Below are 15,830 nucleotides of genomic sequence, written 5' to 3' on the forward strand. Positions count from 1 at the left end.
CGCTCCGGTACGGCAACGCCGCAGGTCGCGGCTCCTTGACCGGTTAGCCGCTTTCCGTCGTACGACCGCGCTTTTACGATCAGCGCCAGACGACGACGGGAGAGCGGACGATGCGGAAGACCAGCGGTGCGCTGGCGGCGTTCCTGGCCCTGGCCGCGGTGGTGATGTACCTGACCGCCACGCCGGCCAGCGCGGCCGCCATCAGGATCATGCCCTTGGGAGACTCGATCACGGGGTCGCCGGGCTGCTGGCGGGCACTGCTCTGGAACAAGTTACAGAGCACCGGCTACACCGACATCGACTTCGTCGGCACGCTGCCGCCCCAGGGCTGCGGGGTCGCCCACGACGGCGACAACGAGGGCCACGGCGGCTACCTGGCCACGAACGTGGCCAACCAGAACCTGTTGCCCGGCTGGCTCTCCGCCACCAGGCCCGACGTCGTCATGATGCACTTCGGCACCAACGACGTGTGGAGCAACATCCCGCCGGCGACGATCCTCGGCGCGTTCACCACGCTGGTGAACCAGATGCGGGCCAGCAACCCCGCCATGAAGATCCTGGTCGCCAAGATCATTCCGATGAACCCGTCAAGTTGCGCCGAGTGCGGCCAGCGCACCGTCACCTTCAACAACGCCATCCCCGCCTGGGCCTCGTCCACCTCGACCGCGCAGTCCCCCATCACCGTGGTCGACCAGTGGACCGGCTTCAACACGGCCAGCGACACCTACGACGGGGTGCACCCGAACGCGGCCGGCGACCAGAAGATGTCGGACAAGTGGTATCCGGCGCTGGTGAACGCCCTGTCCGGCGTCACCCCGACCCCGACCGTCACCCCCACGGTCACCCCCACCACGAGCGGCGGATGCACCGCCACCTACCGCAACGCCGGCCAGTGGCAGGGCGGCTTCCAGGGCGAGGTCACCGTCAAGAACACCGGCACGGCGCCGATGAGCGGCTGGACCGTGCGCTGGACGTTCGCGAACGGCCAGCAGGTCACCCAGATCTGGGGCGGCACGCTGAGCGCGAGCGGCGCGAACGTCACCGTGCGCAACGAGAGCTGGAACGGCTCGCTGGCGCCGGGCGCGTCCACCACGTTCGGCTTCCTGGCCTCCTACAACGGCACCAACACCGCCCCCAGCCCCACCTGCTCCTGACCATCCCCCGCCGGTGGCCGGCAGGTCGCTCAGGACGTGGCCTTCACCACCGGCGGGCCCTCACTGGCCTGCACCAGCACGAACCCCTGCCCCCTGAACGCGAGCTGCATGGCCTCCCCGCTCCCCCGCCCGATGAGCGCCCCCATCTTCACCGTACGGTTCACGCCCACCTCAAGCTGCGTGCTCCAGCACACGGCCGACTGCGCGTCCACGTACGTCGGCATGCGCGCCGCGTCGAGCAGCACCGGCGTGCCGTGCGTGGTCACCGCCACCCACCCGGTGCCCGTGACGGTCGTGTTGAACAGCCCGCCGGCCGCCATTCCGGCACCCTGCACCCGCTTGATGTCCCAGGTGAGCGACGGCTGGAACGCCAGCAGGTTCCGCCCGTTGACCGTCAGGCCCTCGTTCTCCAGAAAGAACAGGTGGATGTCGTCGGCGTTGTCCGCGAGATAGAGCAGCCCCTGGCCGCGCACCCGCATCAGCGCGGCCCCTTCGCCCGTCACCGCCTTCTTCAGCAGCTTCCCGAGCCCGCCGCCCTCGTAGTCGAAGTCCATCTGCCCCTGGAAGGCGACCATGGACCCCTGCTTGGCCAGCACCTCGGAGGGCAGCTCGACCCGCAGCATCTTGCCGTTCTGCAGGACGAACCCGCCCGGCAGCCCCTGCCCCTCCAGATTGCCGAACACCGAGCTACGCACGCCTCAGACCTCTCCGCCGCTCCGGACTTCTGCCCCGCCAGCGTACGGAACAATTCGGACCCGCGCGCAGGGGCCGCCGTTGATCAGCCCCTGGCCGCCAACTCCCGCACGACCTCGATCAGCTCCGCCGGATCGAACGGCTTCGTCAGGTAGGCGTCCACCCCGATCCCCAACCCCCGCCGCCGGTCGTCGTCCTGCGCCCGCGCCGTGACCAGCACCACCCTGATGTGGCTGGTGTCCGGCTCCGTACGCAACCTCTCGGCCGTGGACCAGCCGTCCAAGTGCGGCATCATGACGTCGAGCGTGATGACATCCGGTTTGATGTCCCGTACCCGATCCAGGCAGTCCTGCCCGTCGGTGGCGGTCTCCACCTCGAACCCCTCCAGGTTGAGGTTGACCGCGATGAGCTGCCGGATGACCTCGTCGTCATCAACGACCAGTACTTTCCCAAGAACCTCGGCCACGGCCGCCAAGCTAACTCCTGAGACGGCACGCGCGTGCGGGTTTCGCGGGATGTGTTCGACGAGCGTTATCTGGTGCCGACCACTCCCCAGATGCTGATAGCCTTTTCCCTTGTTGAGCCCCCTTAGCTCAGGGGATAGAGCACCGGCCTCCGGAGCCGGGTGCGCAGGTTCGAATCCTGCAGGGGGCACACACGATCTACCTCGCAAGAGGGCAAAGGACCTGCGGAAACGCAGGTCCTTTTATGTTCTGGAGGGCCTGTCGATGAGCGCATGCCACTGCGTCCTGTGCGACGACCCTGGTGACCTGGATCGTCGTACTCTGGCCACGATCGAGAAGGTTCAGGAGCACGGCCTGCAGGTCGTGATGATCCCTCATGACGAGCACGGGCCAGGCTGGGCCTTCACCATCGGGCTGTGGCACAACTACCGTTCGCCCGAGCTGGCCATGTTCGGCCTGGACATCCACGACATGCGGACCTGCCTCAACACCCTCGGCGAAAAGGTGGTCGCGGGCCTGGCACTGGAGGCCGAACAGGAATGGCGCGACATCATCGACCAACACCCCGTCGCTCTCAAAGCCGTCGATCACCACTGGTACCGCGCCTTCTTCGGCACGGCCATCGGGTTCTACCGACGGCCGCCCTTCCCGTTTCTCCAGGTCGTCTGGCCCGACCGGGACGGCAGTTTCCCATGGCGATCAGACGGGGACGACCGCTACCGCGGCCACCAGCCGCACCTGTGGTTGAGGCCTGACGAACATCCTCCCGGCGTATGGACACAAGACCTGTGAAGGCCGAGCCGGATGTCCGGTCGTTCACCAGAACGGGTGTTGGTATCGGCGCTCTCTCACCTGATCATAGATGGCGCGTAACCACGGCTGACGAACCTCCGGCAGGAGCGCCAACGTACTGACGAACATCTCCCAATCGGGCCGGAACGGTCTCCATGGCAACAGTGGCGGCGGATCATCGCGGCGGACACCGTCAGGCATCCCACTCGCCGCTGGGACAAGGCGCCGATCGTCGTGGAAGGCCAGGTACATCCACACGTCAGCAGCCAGCGGCACCACCGCCCGCGCATCGGTCGGCCACACCTCACCAGTCTGCGGATGTTGCGGCACCAGGGCTATGTCCGTGATCGCTGCGGGCAGGCCAGGTCCGGCCAAGACCATCTCGCGTGTCGGCGCCCCCGGCGGGAGCAGGATGTCGATCGCCTTGCGAAACGCCTCGGCGACCGGCCCGTCGGGGACGGCCATTCGCTTGCCGCCCGACACCGCCAGCAGGCGGGCCAGTGCCACCGCGACCGCCGCCGTCCACACCGGGCTCCACCGTCCGGGTTGCTCGACCGGTGGCGTACCCGGATGTTCCTCCCGTAGCGCCTCCCAGCCGACCACTCGACGAGCGGGGGCCTCGACGCCGACCGGCCGCACAGCGCGCGGGTCAAGCCACACCACCTGCCACAACGTGCAGTCGTCGATGCGCGTCGCCACCGCCTGCCCGCATCCCTCGCAGGCCAGATTCGGGCCGTCCCGACCGTCCAGCCCCAAGCAGTAACCGTCGCACCGCTCAGGGATCAGAACGGTTCCGCGAACATCGCCCGGCGCGACGCCCACCCTTCCGGGAGGCCCGTACGACAGGGTGTAGACCGGTGCATAAACGCCGCGGGCCGCTGCTTCGTCCGCACCCACCTCCTCCCATCGCCGTCGCGGCGGTCCGGAAGGTTCCGGGTCCACCGCGTACGTCCCAGATTCCAGGAGCGCAGGCAGTAACTCGTGGCCGAACTTCTGTGCGGCGTGGACGGGGAGCGCGACCTGTGACACCGGCGTCGTCAGCACGGCTCCGCACCCCACACACACGAACACGACCATCCGGCCCATGCTGACTCACATTCGGTCTTGGAGGAAGCACTTGCGACACGTTCAGACGAGAAGCACGAGTGACTGCTCCTTGGTCGTCCTCTCGATCCACACCTCGCCGTAGTCGGCTGCCGCCCCCATTTACGAAACTGGAGTTGCGCAATTCAGGAGCGAAGCGTAGCCTCTATTTCGCTACCTGAGTTTCGAAAGAGGAGAGGGCGGCATGGTGCCTCGGGGACGACCACGTGACACGCAAGTTGACGAGCGGGTGCTGCGGATCGCCGCCGCCCTGCTGCTCGAACGCGGCTACACCGGCCTGTCCATCGACGAGGTGGCCGAGCAGGCAGGGGTGGCCAAGACCACGCTGTACCGCCGCTGGCCGGCCAAGGACCACCTGGCCGTCGCGGTGGTGGCACGACTGCAGGCCGACGACGAGATCACCGACACCGGCGACATCCGGGCGGACCTCGTCAACTACCTGGAGAAGATCGCCGCCGGGCTCAACCGCATGCGCGCGGCCGGGCACCGCGAAGGCCCCTCCGCCGGAACGGTCGGCGAACTCGTGGCCGCCGCGGCCAGGCACGAGGACATCGGCCGCCTGACCCGCAAGCAGTACGCCGAGCGCAACACTCTCGCGCTCGCCCTGATCGAGGCGGCGCGCGTGCGCGGCGAGCTACGCGCGGACCTCGACGCCGAGCCGCTGTTCGACCAGCTGGCCGGCGCCCTCTACTACCGAGTGATGATCACAGGCGCGCCGGTCGACCGGGCCTACGTAGAACGGCTCGTGTCCTCCGCGCTCGAAAGGAACCTGACATGTCCCTGATCGTGGAAACCGCCATCGTCCGCGAAGTCGACGCCGAGACCATCATCTCGCCCAAGGCGACCGGGCGGCTGCTGCTCGACTCCAGCGACACCGGCGGTGCGCTCAGCACCATCCGGATGACGCTCACCGAAGGCGCGGACGGCGCCGTGCCCCACCACCACGCCACCTCCACCGAACTCTTCTACATCCTGGACGGCAAGGCCCGCATCCTGTCGGGCGATCAGATCGTGACGCTGGAACGGGGCGACGTGGCGGCCGTGCCCCCGCTGACACCCCACGCGTTCGCCGCCGCCCCCGGCCACACCGCCGACCTCCTCATCGTCGTCGCCCCCGGGATCCAGCGCTTCGAGTACTTCCGCCTGCTCGACCGCCTCCGCCGGGGCGAGGCCACGCTCGAGGAACTGCTCGCGTCCCAGGACCTCTACGACAACCACTTCCTCGACAGCCCTGCCTGGACCCGCGACCGCCAGGCGTCCTGACCCTCACCCGAGCGCCGATGACGCGCGTTGACCGGTGAACAGTGTCCAGCACGCGGAGGCCATCTTCGGGGTTCCGGGCGGCCGAAACCGAGAGGAGCGGGGGATGTTCGCCCACCCAGAACGCTTCTCCCAGCGGGCCCACCGCCGGGCAGCCGGGGGAACGGCGACCGCGTCCTGTTGGACGCCTATGCCGCGGTCGCCTCGCCGGACACGATCTGGGCCTTCAGCGGGGCGAGGGCGCCGGCGATGGCGGTGATGGTCTCCCCCTCGACCCCACAGTGCTCCAGTGCGCCGGCGAGGTGCGCGACGACCGCGTCGAACTGCTCGGCGGTGATCCCCAGCCCGGCGTGCGCCTCGCCCATCGACTTGCCCCGGTACTCCTGCGGGCCGCCGAGAGCGGCGGCCACGAAGCTGCGCTGGTGCGACTTGAGCTTGCTCATGTCGGTGCCGGTGAAGTGGCTCGCGAGGCGGGGGTCGGCCAGGACGCGACCGTAGAAGTCGTCGACCACGGCGGAGACCGCGCTCGCGCCACCGATCCGATCGAAGATGGACGCCATGCCCAAGCTCCCTCCAGTGCTGTTGGACAAGAGCATCACCGCAGGTCGTTTCGCCGGCGTGACGTGCCGGCAATGCGCCGGAGACGGGGGGCTCACAACAGTGACACACGAGCAACGATCAGTGATCGCCCACCCGTGCGGTGGCCGGGTTCGAGGTGTCAGCCGGTGCGGCGGGTGCGGGCCAGGGCCAGGGCCAGGCGCGATGATCATGCCGGCCAGGCCCAGCAGCGCGGCCACCACCGGACCAGACGCGCCCGGCGGTCAGGCACGACGACATCGGCCGGCTGATCCGCAAGCAGTACGCCGAGCGCAACACCCTCGCGCTCGCCCTGATGGAGGCGGCGCGGCGCGCCTGCGCGGTGACCTGCGTGGACCTCGACGCCGAGTCGCTGTTCGGCAGTTGGCCGGGCCGAAGAGGTCCGATCCCCCGCAGGCACTATAACGACCGAAATCCATCGGCCCGGTTGCCGCAAACCGGGCCGCCTCCGACTGAACGTCCCAGCGCAATGACGTCCACTGTTGATGGCGCGGCTTATCGCAGCCCCGCGAGCCGTGGGCGCCCTCAGGCCACAGTAGGACCGCATGCGGGCTTTGCTGCCCTTGCATAAGGCCGCCCCAGCCGTTCGGGATGAGAATCGGGCGGGTCTCCGGGGGCGAGGAACAACGGGACAGCAATGAGCGCTACGGGCTGTTCGAGCAGGTCAGGGCGGTGCACGAAGAACCGTGTCGAGTCGGCTCTTCGGCCCGAACAAGGCCGAATGGTGCCTCACTCCGGGATGCAGAGCACATCGGAGAAGACGTTGAGCAGCTTGTCCGTGGGGTTCTTGGCCTTGACCTCGTAGCTGCGGGACTTGCCGTCGGCGTCGAACACCAGGGTCGCCTTGGACACGATGACGTCCGGCATGACCGCCTCGTTGCGCAATTCATAGATCTCGTAGCCGCCGCTCACCGCGATCTGCCCACGCAGGCACTTGCTGATGTAGGACCCTTCGGTGTGCGGATGCAGCAACGCGCTCAGGCCGCCACGGAATTGGCCGTCGAACGGGTTCGGCCCCTCAGGACCCGTGGGTCCGGCAGGGCCCGCAGGACCGGTGGGGCCCGCGGGACCCTGCTGGTTCCATGTGATGACCCGCTCCCCGGCCGTGCACCCCTCCGGACCCGGCTCGCCAGTGGGCGCCAGTTCCGTCTGCGACGTCGGGGAGGGCCACGGGTTGGTTGTGGGCCGCGCGGTGCTGGGAATGCGCAGCGTGCCGCTTGACGTGACGCACGCTGTGATCACATCGGCGGACGCCACCACCCCGGCGACCGCCACCCCCGAGCCTCCCACGATCAGCCCCGCCACCGCTCCGACCGCCAGCATGGTCTTCCTGCCGCTCATCATGTCCCTTCCTGCCGTATGACGACCCCACGCCGTCGGATGACGCCCACCGTCGTGCATGGCAATGGTGACCGGCTTGGAAGTCACTTGATCTTCAGGGCGCGGAGGCGAGGAACAACGGGACAGCAATGAGCGCCACGGGCTGTTCGAGCAGCTCAGGGCACCCATGGTCCATCTCACCGCTAATGGCCGGCCCTGCATTTCCCGGCTTTAGGCGCCGACGATACGCATGCTATCGGGGGATTCGATCTTTAAGGGAGCGCAGCAGGGGGAACGCGGATGAATGCCGCACCGGGAAATGCGCCTGGGGGATCTGACGACCACAGATCGAGGCGTCCCATATGTTCTACTGGCTCATGGGCGAGCTCGCGACTCTGGCCACGGGACTCGGCGCCGAAGCCCGAGCCGGAGCGAGCCGCCGGCACGATCATGATGCCCCCTGGGTACGGCGCGTACGTCTACGAGGCCCAATTCCTCGGCACGCCGATCGTCGCCCAACTACCGGCAGGCACAAGCGTGTCGATCATCTGCACCGTGCAGGGTGACACTGTGACTTCGAACGGGTCCACCTGGGACAGAATCGACCAGGGGTACATACCCCACGTAAACGTAAATACGGGGACCAGGCAGGCCACAATGCCGACGTGCCCGTGAACCACGACGACGATCGCCGGGCGGTCCCTCTCCGGTCAACCGGACCGCCATGGTGTTCAGGTTCTTGCTCGCCGGTGGCAGATCACTTGTCGGCCAGGCACAGCGTCAGTTCGCTGCTGCTCTGGCCGCCCCTTGAGAGGAATTGCGTGTACCTGCTGGTCGCCGAAGGAAAAGCGTTGCAGTTCTGGATGCCTTCGAGCCGCCCCACAACCTGGTACGCCGCGTCGGACCCCTCACAACTCACGCGCTCTTTGTCAGCACTGAGGCAGTCACCCACCTCTGCACCGCCTGCGGCCACCCTCCCGTTGAACCACCAAACCACGAAAAGGATGGCAGCGAGGAGCAGGATCGCGACTAATGTCCGGCCCAGGCCAGATTTCTTTCCGGACTCCACCAGATTCTCCCTGCATGAAAGCCCCGAACTGGGCCAGAGCATAGAATCATCAGCATTCCCCGTCAATCGGCGCCCGGCGGCCACGAGAGCGGCGAATCGCTGAATGGCTGGAACGCCTACAGGACCAGAAGGCTGTTCATCGGCTCGCGGGGGCGGTGCGCGCGGAGGCCTGTCGTGCCCCCTCAGCGGCTCCGGCCATCTCTTCCTTCACATGGGCGACCTCGCGCCTGGTCGTGACGCTCGCGGCCCGCAGCCGTCGCAGGCCCAGCAGCGCAAGGGCCCCACCCACCGTGAGATACCCGCTGGTCAGTGCCAGAGCTGCGCGCTTCGGAGACAACGTCGACTCCAGAAAGCGGAGCAGGGTCACCGATCCAGCGTGCAGCGCCAGCAGTCCGAGCAGGGCACCGGCCGCCATCATGCCTCCCCCGATGCCGGCGCGCCGTACATTCTCGGACATCTCCGAACGCAAGCGTGCCACTTCCTGCCGGACCAGCCCAGCCGCATCGGATGCCAGCCGACCCGCGACGTCTTCCTCGACTGGGCGTGGATTGTCGTGGTTTCGCATCTGGCCTGTCTCCCCCTCTGCGGCCTCCAAACGGCCGCACTCACCGGCTGCTACCCGTGACCGGACAGCCGAACCCGGCACCTGCCTGCGGCTGACCGAGCAAGTCCAGAGCTACGATCACCTGCTCCGACGGATCGGGTCCGGCCCCACTTCCGATCAGCCGCGTCGGAACTGCTCGGACTCACTGCCTCTCCTGCGAGGCAGGCTCGCCAGGAGCCGGACCACCCTCACTTCTGCAGGAGGAGCCACGGCTCGCGGAGCCGATCTACAACGACATCTTCGCCCTGGGACGTCTCCAGCCGTTCGTCGACGACCCTGAGGTGGAGAGCATCGACGGCGACGACGAACTGGTAGGCGACCTCCGTCGGTGGGGCACAAACGCCGAGTCACGCGCCCGAATGCCCTGGTCGCAGGCGGTCGCAGCCCTTGACGTCGGCGAGGAATTCCGGGTCGATGGCCTCACCTCGGCGCAGCACGCTGATGTCACCGGTGCGTTCCAGGATCACCGCGGCCACGTCCCCGTAGCGGTGAACCGAGGCCAGGCGTAGCTTCTGACGGAGTTCGTCCTCGTTGATCTGCGCCTTGCGCAGGTTGTCGTGCAGCACCGCGCCGTCGGCCATGAGCAGCAGAGGGGCGTTGCTCATCAAACATTCCAGCCGGCTGTTGCGGCGCATGAGCCGGAAGGCCGTCTGGAGGGCGAACAGGGTGCACATACCGATCAAGCCCGCGAGCAGGGTCGGGGTGTAGCCCAGCACGGCACGTCCCATGACCGCGCCGAGGGCGACGGCCGCAGCGAGGTCGAAGCTCGACATCGTCGCCAGAGCCCGCTGGCCGACGATCCTGATGAGCACCAGGAACGCGAGATAGATCACGACCGTGGAAAGGACGACCGTGCCCGCGTCTGTCCAGGTCAGTCCGATGCGCATGCCCACTCCCCCTGCCAGTCGGCCACATCGCGGAAGACCGCGGTCCTCAACGCCGTGCCGTTTGGAAGGTCCACCCATGCCGCCAGGCCAGCCCCCAGGTCCCGCCGTTCTCGCTGCCGTCACGCGTCGCGCGAACCGTTGACTTCCGCATTACATACTCACGCTCGAAGGCGTTCTCGACCTGGACTCCTACCCGCTTCTCCAGGTCAGGCTCGCCGGTGCGCTCACGCTTTACGGACCGCCGTCGAAGGCCGGCCATGGGCAAGCTCAAGACCGCGGCCACCAAGCCAAGCACCATCCTGGCGACCGTGACCCTGCTGGCCGCCTAACTGCTCGGCCGCTTCACACGCTGCAAACGGTGATCCCTGAGTCCGTCTCCTTAACTCCTTGCACTCCGAAGTGTTAGCGCGGCTCCCCGTAGGCCAGGCGCATCGCGGCGACGAACGCCGCGTGGTTCCGCATACTCGACCGTCCCCCGGCGTGCCGGGCTCACAGCATTTACGTGGGCAGGCGTCTCGGGCTGGTTCCACAGACCCGCGAGTCTCCTTCCTGATCGCGGGAACGGCTCGACAAGCCGCATGATCACCTAGATCCGAGCCTGCTCAGCTCAGGCGTCGCAGCACGCCACGGGCGCGCGGGCGGCCTGCGCCTCCTCGGTCTCGGGTTCCGCACCGAACAGGTCGCCCTGGTCGGCTCCCACAGCGAACAGCTTCTCCTGCCGATCGAACACGTGGCGGTGTCCTTCCCCCCGCTGACTGTCAGCCCCCCGCCCGTTGTTCACGGCGAACATCTGAACGAGAAGTGACCGGATCTTAAGCGCCTCGCCCTTTTCGCAAGAGCGTGGTCGCGGGCATCACCGCAAAGCGGGGGCCGCCGCGTCCGAAGGTCCGGACGGCGGGGAGGTCAGCGGCGGCGGGAGGCGCATTTCACGCAGGTCTTGATGGCCGGGAGGACCTCCAGGCGCTCGAGGGGGATGCGTTGCCCGCACTTCGCGCAGATCCCGTAGGTGCCATCGCGGAGCCGCTCGGCAGCGAGGTCCAGTTCGGCGAGGTGTGTCAGGGCCTGGTCGAGAAGGGCCTGGACGTGGGCCCGCTCGAACGCTGTGGACGATCCCTCGGGGTCGTGCTCGTCGTCGGAGGCCGTCAGCGCCGACGAGGTGACGATCTCGTCCCGGTCGCGGCCCAGCAGGGCGATGCGGTCCGTGGTTCTGCGGCGGTCGGTGTCGAGTAGTTCTCGTATGGTCGCCTGCTCGGAGGGGGTAAGAGCGGCGTCCCGGTGGTGTTCGGTCATCCTGGCTCCTCACCTTCCCCACCAGATTATTCGCCGCCCTTCCCTGGAGATGACCTGGGCTGGTAACCGGGGTGGTCCTGGGCCTTTCACCCCCGAACAGGTCAGGGCCAGCGCACCTCCGGGGTGCGTTCCACGAACTGCGCGTACTGCTCGAACGCCCGCTCCACCTCCGCCCGGTCGCTGCTGTGGAGTGGTGTGAGCGGCTGCACGGCGATCCGTACCTGGCTCTTCGTGAGGGTGCGTTTCCAGGTGGCCACGACCCGGCCGGCGCGTACCACTGTGGACTGGAAGATGCCGTTGTTGCCGGGGACGATGGCCGCCTTGTGCTCGTCGGCGACCATGAGCGAGCGGTCTTTGTAGCCCAGCAGGTATTCGTCGAACCCCGGCAGCACGAGCAGCTCGTCGTCGCCGACCGGGAGAGGGGCGGTGTCGAGGAGCGCGGCGTGGAGGTAGGTCTCCACCCCATCGACGGTCACCCGGGCCAGCGCGTCGCCGGCCACCGCGATGCCGCGTTTGGCGTCGGCCGCGGTCAGGCCGGTCCAGCCCGCGAAGTCGTGCCGGGTGGCCGGCCCGCGACCGCGGAAGTAGCGCAGGGCGATGGTGCCCAGCGCCTCGTCGCGCTCCGGCCGGTGCGGGTCGGGAACCCACTCGTCGAGCAGCACGAAGCTCTGCTCGTTGCCGATGTTGGGGGCGATGCACAGCAGGCCCCGCTGGCTGGCGTACCACAGCAGGTGGTAGCCGCGCTGGCCACTGGTGTCGATGCCCTTGTCGGTCAGCGCTGCCAGGCACTCCGACCGGGTCAGCCGCCCGCCGCCGGTCAGGGCCGCGCCCAGCACCTCCATGGCCTGAGCGACGGTCTCCTCCGAGAGGCCGAGTTGTTCGCGCTGCCTCGCCGCGCCGTTCAGCACCCGGACGCCCATCAGTTCGACCATCCAGCGGGCGTCGCGGGACGGGACGAAGTGGATGGTGCCGCGCATCGGCCACGTGCGCAGCGCCTCACGGCGCTCCAGCGCGGCGGTGACGTCGGCGGCGGTGTGTCCGGGCAGTCTCGTGCCGAACGACCACAGACCGCTGGCCAGGTCTTGCGCCTGCATCGCCCCGAGCCAGGTCACCACCTCGGCCACGCCCGTCGCTTGGCCGGCGCCGCCGGGCGACGCTCGTAGCAGCAGGCTGGACATCCGCAAACCGAGCACCTGCTGGGGGGTGAGTTCCACCGGTCAACCGTATCCTCCGCCACCGACAATCCCACCGACGTGATCACCGGGCCGGGGGAAGCCACTCCTGAAGTCCGGCGAGATGCCCGAGTTCCGACTCGACGCGCTGCCGGTCGTCGATGGTGAGCTCCAGACCGCGCAGGTCAGCGAGCCAGGGATCGGTGGGCTCGCCGAGTACGGTGGCCAAGTCGATGAGGTGACACAGGACGATGGCCCGCTCGGCCACCGAGGCGTCCGCGTGGTGCCTGCGCATCGCGGACTTGAGGGCGCGGAAGGCCTGCAGGTCGTCGTTCTTGAACTCGCGCAGGATCCGGGCGTTGTCGAGCGCCTTGGCCAGGCCCGTCAGCTTCTTCGAGCCGCCGTACTCCAACTCGGCGGGCTCGTCACGCTGGATGAAGAGGATCGAGTTCCCGGACGGATCGATCAGGGTGAACCGGGACGCGCCGGGCCGGTAACGGGTGATCCGCGGAACGCCGGAGGCCAGCACCTTCCCGTAGACCCGGCGCATCGCGGCGACGAACGCCGCGTGGTACGGCGCCACGGCGTCGACCATGACCAGGCAGCTTCCCGAGCCCTCCCGCGTCGGGTCCAGGTCCTTGGGCGCCGGGCCGAAGTGCAGCTGGAATCCGCTCCACCGCAGCGCCAGATATACATAGGGCCTGCTCTGTTTGTAGGTCGCCTCGAACCCCAGCGCCTCTTAGAACGCCAGGGTCTCCTCCACTGACGCGCACGGCATCAACGGCACCGTCGTCTCGTTCGGCCGAACCTCGGGTTCGCTCAAGTGCTTCTCCTTCCAGGTGGCCCGGCGATGTTTGCACCCTTCGGGGAGGCTCGCATATGGATCGCTCCAATCCGTATCGGCTTGTCGCGCACTTGTACTGGGTGGACGCGAGCGAGCACTGATTCGATGTTTCTCTAATTTGACAGAAGCCTAAGCACGGACGCAGACTCGGGACTGCTTAGACGTCCGTCGAAATCAGGAGATCGGAGATCGTCATGTCTCGCGTCCAGCTCGCTCTGCGCGTCGCCGACCTGGAAGGCTCGATCGCCTTCTACTCCAAGTTGTTCGGCGCCGAGCCGGCCAAGCGCCGCCCCGGCTACGCCAACTTCGCCATCGCCGAACCGCCGCTCAAGCTGGTGCTCATCGAGGGAGAGGAGGGGGAGGCGACCCGCCTGGACCACCTGGGCGTCGAGGTCGAGGACACCGCCCAGGTCAACGCCGCCACCCAGCGGCTCAAGGACGCCGGCCTGGCGACGTTCGAGGAGAACGACACCTCCTGCTGCTACGCCCTCCAGGACAAGGTCTGGGTCCACGGTCCTGGAGCGGAGCCATGGGAGGTGTACGTGGTCAAGGGTGACGCCGACACCCTGGCCAAGGAGACCGACTCGGCATGCTGCTGACCGCAGCGCCGCGCCCCTAGTCCGGATCGAGTACGCGCGTCATCCAGATCGTGTCGCCGTGTTCGGCGTCCTCGGTGACGCGGCCGCTGTGGTGGAAACCGAGCTTCCCGAGGACGCGGAACGAGGGTGCGTTCCACTCCCGCACGGTCGCCCAGAGTCGCCGGCGTCCGGTTCGAGCCGCGGCTTCCATGACCGCACGAGCGGCTTCCGTCGCGTATCCGCGGCCGTGAGCTCGTCGTGCCAGCTCGTACGCGATCTCAGGCTCGTCGAAAGACCCCTGGCCGATGGTCAATCCGCAGTAGCCGATGAACTCACCGGTGGCGCGCAGCTCGACAGGCAGCAACCCGAGCCCCGGAGCCGCCAACAGCGGATTGTCGAGGAGCCAGCCGCGGATGTCCTCGACCGTCGGGCGGCCCTCGGCGTCGATCCGCCGGGCCGGCGGCACTCGTGGGTCCCGCTCAAGCGACAACCCGCGATAGTCCTCGGCATCCGACGGCACCCACCGCCGCAACCGCAGCCGCTCGGTCATCAGCTCCGCCGGCAGCTCCCCATAGATCCCCACCCGAGCAACCTAACCCAGCCTTAATGCTCGTATCGACGTGGCCGAAATAACGGATCAGTGAGATGCGGCATCACGGCGCCGACTGCGATCTCGTCTGAAGCCGGCGATGGAGTTGTCAGTGGTCGGCGGCGGTGGCGAAGTCGGGTAGCTCGGTGGAGAGCAGTCCCTCGGCGGCTCCGTCGAGGAGCCGGGCCATCTCCGTGGAGCGGGGAAGCATGGTCTTCTCGTAGGCATGGATCGCCTCGCCGACGGTGTCGTGGTGGGCGAGGGCGAGGGCGAGTTCGCTGGCGTCCAGCATGGCGAGGTTGACGCCCACGCCGAGCGGGGGCATGAGGTGGGCGGCGTCGCCGAGCAGGGTCACCGTGGGGTTGTGCTCCCAGACGTGCGGGACGGGCAGGGCGAAGATCGGGCGGTCGACGTAGGCGCCGTCGTTGTCGGAGATCAGCCGGCGCAGGCGGGGCGACCAGTCGCGGTAGCGCTCCAGAAGGAGGGCGCGGATGCCGTCGGCCGTGAGGCCGCCGGCGGTGATCCAGTCGGCCGGGACGCGCTGGATGAGGTAGACGCGGATGTGGTCGCCGCCGTTGCGCTGGGCGAACAGGCCGCGCTCGCCGTCGGCCGCGGCGGCTCCGCCCTGGCCGACGAGCTCGGCGATGCCGGGGTGCCGGGTCTCGACGTCGTGGAACCAGGCTTCGAGGAAGCTCACGCCGGTGTAGCGGGGGGTGGCCGGGGAGACGGCGCGGCGGACCTTGGACCAGGCGCCGTCGGCGCCGATGACGAGGTCGGCTTCGACGGTGGTGCCGTCCGTGAAGTGCAGCTGCCTGTGGCCTTCGGCGGGGCCGCTGACGGCGCGCAGGGCGTGGCCCCAGCGCACGGTGCCGGGCTGGAGCGAGTTGAGCAGCAGGCCGCGGTCGATCTCCGGTTTGTACCGCTCGTCCGGCTCGGGGACGTGGAAGAGCATCGTGCCGGCCGGGTCCAGCTGGCGCATCTCCTGGCCCTCCGGCCGGGCCAGTCGGAAGAACTCGTCCAGGAGGCCGGCTTCGCGGAGGGCGAGCTGGCCGTTGTCGGCGTGCAGGTCGAGGGTGCCGCCCTGGTCGCGGGCGGCGGGGCCGGTGTCGCGGTCGTGGACGGTGGTGGTGATGCCGTGCCGTTGGAGGATGCGGGCGCAGGTCAGGCCGCCGGGGCCGGCTCCGATGATGGCGATGCGGAGGGTGGGGGTGGTGTTCATGAAGGGTGCTCCGGCGTGAGCGGTCCGAGGGCCAGTCCATCCCGGCCGCGCTGCGCGAGCACGCCCTGACCACCCGGGTGGCCGCCGGTGAAGGCGGCGACGCCCGCTTCGCCGCCTTCACCGAGCTGGTGGCCAGTACGCCTGCGCAGCGCGACTACGCCCAGAACATGTGGCTACGCCACACCGCCGCGCTC

19 protein-coding genes and 1 tRNA gene are annotated in these 15,830 nt (G+C 68.4%); 6 read left to right on the forward strand and 14 right to left on the reverse strand.

The genetic code is table 11. The annotated features are described in order from the left end of the window. The first annotated feature begins 110 nt into the window (after positions 1–110). Entirely contained in the window at positions 111–1,154 is a 1,044-nt protein-coding gene (locus BMW85_RS08725) for a cellulose binding domain-containing protein (RefSeq protein WP_091079174.1), read from the forward strand. Between the two features lie 29 nt (positions 1,155–1,183). On the opposite strand, the gene BMW85_RS08730 is transcribed toward BMW85_RS08725, so the two are convergent. Beyond that, positions 1,184–1,849 (reverse strand): AIM24 family protein, encoded by a 666-nt coding sequence (locus BMW85_RS08730; RefSeq protein ID WP_177240560.1) that lies wholly within the window; start codon positions 1,847–1,849, stop codon positions 1,184–1,186. A gap of 83 nt (positions 1,850–1,932) precedes the next feature. After that, positions 1,933–2,313 carry a response regulator transcription factor gene (locus BMW85_RS08735; protein WP_091080640.1) on the reverse strand — a complete coding sequence of 127 codons (381 nt, stop codon included), beginning with the start codon at positions 2,311–2,313 and terminating at the stop codon, positions 1,933–1,935. A 116-nt stretch (positions 2,314–2,429) separates the two neighbouring features. Here BMW85_RS08735 and BMW85_RS08740 point away from each other — a divergent pair. Further along, positions 2,430–2,501, forward strand: a tRNA-Arg gene (locus BMW85_RS08740). A gap of 74 nt (positions 2,502–2,575) precedes the next feature. Further along, positions 2,576–3,103 (forward strand): DUF4262 domain-containing protein, encoded by a 528-nt coding sequence (locus BMW85_RS08745; protein ID WP_091079178.1) that lies wholly within the window; start codon positions 2,576–2,578, stop codon positions 3,101–3,103. Positions 3,104–3,127: 24 nt separating this feature from the next. Here the strand turns inward: BMW85_RS08745 and BMW85_RS08750 are convergent, their stop codons facing one another. Beyond that, on the reverse strand, positions 3,128–4,180 hold the full coding sequence (locus BMW85_RS08750) for a hypothetical protein (RefSeq protein WP_091080643.1): 1,053 nt from the start codon (positions 4,178–4,180) through the stop codon (positions 3,128–3,130). A 211-nt stretch (positions 4,181–4,391) separates the two neighbouring features. Here BMW85_RS08750 and BMW85_RS08755 point away from each other — a divergent pair, with 211 nt between their 5' ends. Together BMW85_RS08755 and BMW85_RS08760 are read left to right on the forward strand one after the other, a co-directional pair. Beyond that, positions 4,392–4,991 carry a TetR/AcrR family transcriptional regulator gene (locus tag BMW85_RS08755; protein ID WP_091079181.1) on the forward strand — a complete coding sequence of 200 codons (600 nt, stop codon included), beginning with the start codon at positions 4,392–4,394 and terminating at the stop codon, positions 4,989–4,991. Then, entirely contained in the window at positions 4,982–5,470 is a 489-nt protein-coding gene (locus BMW85_RS08760) for a cupin domain-containing protein (RefSeq protein WP_091079183.1), read from the forward strand. The genes BMW85_RS08755 and BMW85_RS08760 overlap by 10 nt, the downstream gene beginning before the upstream one ends. 185 nt (positions 5,471–5,655) lie before the next feature. Here the strand turns inward: BMW85_RS08760 and BMW85_RS08765 are convergent, their stop codons facing one another. The 9 genes from BMW85_RS08765 to BMW85_RS08810 all read right to left on the reverse strand — a co-directional run bounded on the left by BMW85_RS08765 (position 5,656) and on the right by BMW85_RS08810 (position 13,001). Then, positions 5,656–6,027, reverse strand: a complete 372-nt coding sequence (locus tag BMW85_RS08765; RefSeq protein WP_091079185.1) for a group I truncated hemoglobin — start codon at positions 6,025–6,027, stop codon at positions 5,656–5,658. Between the two features lie 766 nt (positions 6,028–6,793). After that, positions 6,794–7,408, reverse strand: coding sequence for a collagen-like protein (locus BMW85_RS49335; RefSeq protein WP_177240561.1), 615 nt, complete (start codon positions 7,406–7,408; stop codon positions 6,794–6,796). Positions 7,409–8,141: 733 nt separating this feature from the next. Next, a complete protein-coding gene (locus tag BMW85_RS08785; protein ID WP_091079194.1) occupies positions 8,142–8,453 on the reverse strand; it encodes an LppU/SCO3897 family protein in 312 nt (103 codons plus the stop codon). A 136-nt stretch (positions 8,454–8,589) separates the two neighbouring features. Beyond that, the gene (locus BMW85_RS08790) at positions 8,590–9,018 is read right to left on the reverse strand and encodes a phage holin family protein (RefSeq protein ID WP_143082148.1); all 429 of its coding nucleotides are present in this window, start codon (positions 9,016–9,018) and stop codon (positions 8,590–8,592) included. 386 nt (positions 9,019–9,404) lie between these two features. Beyond that, positions 9,405–9,944 carry a DUF421 domain-containing protein gene (locus BMW85_RS08795; protein ID WP_177240562.1) on the reverse strand — a complete coding sequence of 180 codons (540 nt, stop codon included), beginning with the start codon at positions 9,942–9,944 and terminating at the stop codon, positions 9,405–9,407. Between the two features lie 607 nt (positions 9,945–10,551). Further along, positions 10,552–10,674, reverse strand: a complete 123-nt coding sequence (locus BMW85_RS51830) for a hypothetical protein (RefSeq protein WP_281249557.1) — start codon at positions 10,672–10,674, stop codon at positions 10,552–10,554. 173 nt (positions 10,675–10,847) lie between these two features. Further along, entirely contained in the window at positions 10,848–11,234 is a 387-nt protein-coding gene (locus tag BMW85_RS08800) for a TraR/DksA family transcriptional regulator (protein ID WP_091079201.1), read from the reverse strand. Between the two features lie 101 nt (positions 11,235–11,335). Further along, positions 11,336–12,448 (reverse strand): winged helix DNA-binding domain-containing protein, encoded by a 1,113-nt coding sequence (locus BMW85_RS08805; RefSeq protein ID WP_091079203.1) that lies wholly within the window; start codon positions 12,446–12,448, stop codon positions 11,336–11,338. A 43-nt stretch (positions 12,449–12,491) separates the two neighbouring features. Then, entirely contained in the window at positions 12,492–13,001 is a 510-nt protein-coding gene (locus tag BMW85_RS08810) for a DUF8817 family protein (protein ID WP_342743387.1), read from the reverse strand. 443 nt (positions 13,002–13,444) lie between these two features. Here BMW85_RS08810 and BMW85_RS08815 point away from each other — a divergent pair, with 443 nt between their 5' ends. After that, positions 13,445–13,849 carry an ArsI/CadI family heavy metal resistance metalloenzyme gene (locus BMW85_RS08815; RefSeq protein ID WP_091079205.1) on the forward strand — a complete coding sequence of 135 codons (405 nt, stop codon included), beginning with the start codon at positions 13,445–13,447 and terminating at the stop codon, positions 13,847–13,849. Between the two features lie 16 nt (positions 13,850–13,865). Here the strand turns inward: BMW85_RS08815 and BMW85_RS08820 are convergent, their stop codons facing one another. Both BMW85_RS08820 and BMW85_RS08825 read right to left on the reverse strand, forming a co-directional pair. Beyond that, positions 13,866–14,411: a GNAT family N-acetyltransferase gene (locus tag BMW85_RS08820; protein ID WP_245774699.1), complete on the reverse strand. Its 546-nt coding sequence runs from the start codon at positions 14,409–14,411 to the stop codon at positions 13,866–13,868. A gap of 115 nt (positions 14,412–14,526) precedes the next feature. Continuing rightward, positions 14,527–15,636, reverse strand: a complete 1,110-nt coding sequence (locus BMW85_RS08825) for an FAD-dependent oxidoreductase (protein WP_091079207.1) — start codon at positions 15,634–15,636, stop codon at positions 14,527–14,529. Between the last annotated feature and the right edge of the window lie 194 nt (positions 15,637–15,830).

Source organism: Nonomuraea wenchangensis (assembly GCF_900111685.1).
Taxonomy (GTDB): domain Bacteria; phylum Actinomycetota; class Actinomycetes; order Streptosporangiales; family Streptosporangiaceae; genus Nonomuraea; species Nonomuraea wenchangensis.